Here is a 3,898-nt window from a genome sequence, read left to right as displayed (position 1 = left end):
CCCGGACTCCGCCCCGGCCCGCGGCGCCGGGAACCCGTCACACCCGTCGCCAGGACCGCCGCGACGGCGACGCCCGGAACCCGTCACGCCCATCGCGGGACCGCGGCGAGCGCCGCCGGTCCTTCCCGTAGGGGACGCGCGGGTCCGGTATGGGCCTCAAGGCGGACGGCGGGTGCGTCCGGGGGACGGCGGGGCGGGGACGGAGATTCAGCCCACGGACCGATGTGCCGAGAATGTCCGAAATCCATGATGGAACACATGAGCACCCACACCCTCACCCCCGTCCACGGCGCGACCGCCACAGGCGTCGGCGCCTTCCCCCACCAGAGCCACCGCGTCGGCGGCGCGCTGCGCGCGGTCCGGGTCTTCGCGTCCGCCGCGTTCAACGTGGCCGTGCTCGGCGAGTACGCGGAGGAGGCCGGGGTGCGCACCCGCCGCGCCGTCCCAGGACCCCGCACGGCGGGTGCCCTACCGCGCGGCGACTGAGACCCCGCGGCGACGGAGCGACCGCCGGACGACCGCCGGGGCGACCGCCGGACGACCGCCGGGGCGACCGCCGGAGCGCGCCCCGCGGGCCTCACACCTCGTCGGCGAGCAGTTCGTCCGCGTCCACAATCCGGTAGGCGTACCCCTGCTCCGCGAGGAACCGCTGCCGGTGCGCCGCGAAGTCCTGGTCGATGGTGTCGCGCGCCACGACCGAGTAGAAGCGCGCCTCGTGCCCGTCCGCCTTCGGCCGCAGCACCCGGCCGAGCCGCTGCGCCTCCTCCTGGCGCGACCCGAACGTGCCCGACACCTGGATCGCCACCGTCGCCTCCGGCAGGTCCACCGAGAAGTTGGCGACCTTCGACACCACCAGCACCGACAGCTCACCCTGCCGGAACGCCTCGAACAGTTTCTCCCGCTGCGCGTTGCTGGTCTCACCCTTGATCACCGGAGCGCCCAGGTGCTCGCCCAGCTCGTCGAGCTGGTCGATGTACTGGCCGATCACCAGCGTCTGCTCGCCCCTGTGCCGGCGCACCAGGGCCTCCGTCACCTTCTGCTTGGTGTCGGTCGTGGCGCAGAACCGGTACTTCTCCTCGGTCTCCGCCGTCGCGTATGCCAGCCGCTCGCCGTCGGTGAGGTTGACCCGTACCTCCACGCAGTCCGCCGGCGCGATGTAGCCCTGCGCCTCGATCTCCTTCCACGGCGCGTCGAAGCGCTTCGGGCCGATCAGCGAGAACACGTCCGACTCGCGGCCGTCCTCCCGCACCAGCGTCGCGGTGAGCCCGAGCCGCCGCCGCGCCTGGAGGTCCGCGGTGAACTTGAAGACCGGCGCGGGCAGCAGGTGCACCTCGTCGTAGACGATCAGGCCCCAGTCCCGCGAGTCGAACAGCTCCAGGTGCGGGTAGACGCCCTTCCTGCGGGTCGTGAGGACCTGGTACGTGGCGATCGTGACCGGCCTGATCTCCTTCTTCGTACCGCTGTACTCGCCGATCTCGTCCTCGGTGAGCGAGGTGCGCCGCACCAGTTCGTGCTTCCACTGCCGGGCGGAGACCGTGTTGGTGACGAGGATCAGCGTCGTCGCCTTCGCCTCGGCCATCGCGCCCGCGCCGACCAGCGTCTTGCCCGCGCCGCACGGCAGGACGACCACGCCGGAGCCGCCGTGCCAGAAGTTCTCCACGGCCTGCTTCTGGTACGGGCGCAGCGACCAGCCGTCCTCGTCCAGGTCGATGCGGTGCGCCTCGCCGTCGACGTACCCCGCGAGGTCCTCTGCGGGCCAGCCGAGCTTCAGCAGCGTCTGCTTGATCTGCCCGCGCTCGGAGGGGTGCACGGCAACGGTGTCCGCGTCGATGCGGGCGCCGACCAGCGGCTGCACCTTCTTCGAGCGGAGGATCTCCTCAAGGACCGGCCGGTCCGTCGAGGTCAGCACAAGTCCGTGCGTGGGGTGCTTGGAGAGAGTGAGCCGCCCGTAGCGCGCCATCGTCTCGGCCACGTCCACCAGCAGCGCGTGCGGCACCGGGTAGCGCGAGAACTCCACCAGCGCGTCGACCACCTGTTCGGCGTCGTGCCCGGCGGCCCGCGCGTTCCACAGCCCGAGCGGCGTGAGCCGGTAGGTGTGGATGTGCTCGGGCGCCCGTTCGAGCTCGGCGAAGGGGGCGATGGCACGGCGGCACGCGTCCGTCTGCTCGTGGTCGATCTCCAGCAGCAACGTCTTGTCGCTCTGGACGATGAGGGGTCCGTTCACGTACCTGCGTCCTTTCCGTGCCGTGCCCGCCGGCCACCCGTGCGGTACGCCAAACGTCCAGTGTCGCGCATTGGGCGCGGATTCGGGGCGGGTCCCGTGGCGGGGCCGTGAGAGACGGGGTGGGAGAAGGGGAAAACACCGGTACGCCGCCTGCGTGCGGCATGTGCCGGGCGGGTGGGGGCATCCGCTCCGCATGAACGCGGAGACGGAGCGGGACGGGGCCCTGGCGGGCGGCGACGAGGTTGTGATGAGGCGGAGTTGGGGCCGTACGGCCTTACGGCTGCTGATCCTCGTGGTGGCGTTCGCGGCGATGGTGGCGTTCTCGGTGCTCCTCGCGGAGCTCACACTCACGCCGTCGCCCGCGTCCGCCGGGATCGCCGGGTCAAACCTGCGTCCCGGGCACTCGCTGCGGCAGTACCTCGACGACTACACCTTCCTCGGTGCGTGCAAGCAGGTCGGGGGAAACCTGCTGATCGGGGCGCCGTTCGGGGTGATCCTGCCGGTGCTGGTGCCGCGCAGGCGCCGCATGGTGCGGGTGGTGCTGCTGACCGCCGTGGTGATGACACTGGTGGAACTGGCGCAGGGTGCCATGGTCGAGGGCCGCGCCTTCGACGTGGACGACGTGATCATGAACACGGCGGGCGCGATCATCGCGTACGTGCTGGTCGGCCGGCTCATCGGCCGCCGCTACCACTCGCTCGCCGAACCGCGGCCGGTGCGGGTGCGCCGGGGCGGCGGGTTCCGCCGCTTCCGCGGCGCGGACGCGGCCGGCGCGGACGGGGCGCCCGTGGGCGCGACGCCTCCGACGCCCGCGAAGTACCGCGAGCTGAAGCGCGCCAAGGAGCCGGACGAGCCGAAGGCGCAGGAGACCGCGGGGCGGCGGGCCGTGCGGACCCTCAAGCGCGTCAAGGAGCCCAGGGCCCTGGAGAGGCCCGTGGAGCCGAGGCCCGCCCGCTCGGGCAAGGCGCCGGGTTCGGCCAAGGGCTCCGCGAAGGGCGCGGGGGCCGCGAAGGGCGCCGGGGCCGGGGGTGCGAAGGGCCGGGCCTCGGGCCAGGGCGGCTCGGCCTCGGGCCAGGGCGGCTCGGCCGCAGGGAAGGCGGGGAAGGCAGGGAAGGCGGGGAAGGCAGGGAAGGCGGCGGCGCGTGGCGGTCTCGGCGGTCTGCTGCGGCGGCAGTAGGCGCGCGCCGCGCGGGAGGGGCCCCGGTGGGGTGCACCGGGGCCCCTCCCGCGCGCCGCGGTGTCCGGCCCGACGGCGCGGACGGCGCGTGCCCTGCCGCCGGTGGCCGGGCCGTGGTTCCACGTCAGCACGTGGGGCGTACGGCACCGCCACCGCGCCGCGCGCCGCGCGCGTCAGGCCGGGTCGTCGGCGAGTTCCGCGACGCCGGTGATGCGGTGCAGGGGGTACGTGCGGACCTCGTCCGCGGTGTGGTCGTACGCGGTGACGAAGCCGCCCTCGACCCGCACCGGGGCGATCACCCGCTGGCTGGCCGCGCCCTCCGCGTTGACGTAGCCGATCCACAGCGAGGAGCCGGTCAGGACCGCGGCCTGCACGGTGGCGAGGGTCTCGGCCGCCGTGGTGCGCGGCGGTTCGCCGCCCGCCGCCGCGTGGACGGCCTCCGGGGCCCCCGCGGCCTGCGCCGGCGGCTTGCGCTCGACGGTGGCCGCGCGGTCGCC

4 protein-coding genes are annotated in these 3,898 nt (G+C 74.0%); 2 read left to right on the top strand and 2 right to left on the bottom strand.

The window, feature by feature from the left end; genetic code table 11:
* The first annotated feature begins 258 nt into the window (after window positions 1-258).
* Window positions 259-486: a hypothetical protein gene (locus tag ABEA77_RS21675; RefSeq protein WP_345650145.1), complete on the top strand. Its 228-nt coding sequence runs from the start codon at window positions 259-261 to the stop codon at window positions 484-486.
* Window positions 487-577: 91 nt separating this feature from the next.
* On the opposite strand, the gene ABEA77_RS21670 is transcribed toward ABEA77_RS21675, so the two are convergent.
* Window positions 578-2,224: a DNA repair helicase XPB gene (locus tag ABEA77_RS21670; protein WP_345650142.1), complete on the bottom strand. Its 1,647-nt coding sequence runs from the start codon at window positions 2,222-2,224 to the stop codon at window positions 578-580.
* Between the two features lie 193 nt (window positions 2,225-2,417).
* Between ABEA77_RS21670 and ABEA77_RS34025 the strand changes: the two genes are divergently transcribed.
* Window positions 2,418-3,401, top strand: a complete 984-nt coding sequence (locus tag ABEA77_RS34025) for a VanZ family protein (protein WP_425588353.1) — start codon at window positions 2,418-2,420, stop codon at window positions 3,399-3,401.
* Window positions 3,402-3,574: 173 nt separating this feature from the next.
* Here ABEA77_RS34025 and ABEA77_RS21660 read toward each other — a convergent pair.
* A partial coding sequence (locus ABEA77_RS21660) for a WYL domain-containing protein (RefSeq protein WP_345650139.1) occupies window positions 3,575-3,898 on the bottom strand: 324 nt, incomplete at its 5' end.

It is taken from the genome of Streptomyces tremellae (genome assembly GCF_039540215.1).
GTDB lineage: Bacteria > Actinomycetota > Actinomycetes > Streptomycetales > Streptomycetaceae > Streptomyces > Streptomyces tremellae.
The sequence above is the reverse complement of the archived record's forward strand: the minus strand, read 5'-3'. Positions and strand labels throughout refer to the sequence as shown.

Coding starts and splice junctions, on each gene's coding strand:
- ABEA77_RS34025 (WP_425588353.1), top strand. CDS start 2,418: ATGAACGCGGAGACGGAGCGGGACGGGGCCCTGGCGGGCGGCGACGAG.
- ABEA77_RS21675 (WP_345650145.1), top strand. CDS start 259: ATGAGCACCCACACCCTCACCCCCGTCCACGGCGCGACCGCCACAGGC.